This window comes from Vibrio sp. 1069 (assembly GCF_033340555.1).
On sequence record NZ_JAWOWP010000162.1, the window covers coordinates 1 to 929 of the forward strand.

Below are 929 nucleotides of genomic sequence, written 5' to 3' on the forward strand. Positions count from 1 at the left end.
AGAGGAGCCTGTTTTAACCGTTGTGCTTTATGGCACGGTGCCAGAGAGAACCATTGTTCAAATCGCACGAACGTTGCGTGACAGATTAGAAAGCTTCCGCCAGATTTTGGAAGTTGATATTGCTGGTGATCGTGAAGATATTGTCGAGATCGTCGTCGATCCGCTTTTAATGGAAAGCTATGGATTGGATCAGGCCGATATCTATAACTTGATCGCACTAAACAACCGAGTGGTTGCGGCTGGTTTTGTCGATACTGGATATGGGCGCTTTTCGGTCAAAGTTCCGTCGGTGTTTGATTCTCTGAAAGATGTTCTCGAATTGCCTATCAAAGTGAATGGCAAAGAAGTGATCACCTTTGGTGATGTGGCCACAGTTCGCCGAGCGTTTCGTGACCCGGAAAGCTTTGCACGCTTGGATGGTGAGCCTGCCATTGTGCTTGACGTGAAAAAGCGTGCTGGCGAGAACATTATTGAAACCGTCGCGTTAGTTAAAGAGGTGATTGCTCAAGGGCAACTGCGTGCAGAGTGGCCAAGTAATTTGCAGGTTAAATACACTTGGGATCAGTCGGATGATGTCAAGCTGATGCTTAGTGATCTGCAAAACAACATTCTCTCGGCAATCATTTTGGTGGTCATCGTTATTATCGCGATCTTGGGGGTAAGAACGGCATTGTTGGTTGGGATCTCTATTCCAGGCTCTTTCTTAACGGGGCTGTTAGTCCTCTCTGTTTTTGGTCTTACCGTAAACATCGTGGTGCTGTTTGCCTTAATCATGGCGGTCGGCATGCTGGTGGATGGTGCAATCGTCGTCACTGAGTTTGCCGATCGGAGAATGCAAGAAGGCACGCCGCGTAAAGAGGCATACCGAGACGCAGCCAAACGCATGGCATGGCCGATCACCGCCTCTACCGCGACTACGTTAGCGGCAT

At 48.8% G+C, this 929-nt stretch carries 1 pseudogene; it reads left to right on the forward strand.

Annotated elements, in window-relative coordinates:
* A pseudogene (vmeK, locus tag R7040_RS25190) lies at nucleotides 1-929 on the forward strand (multidrug efflux RND transporter permease subunit VmeK); the annotation flags it as partial.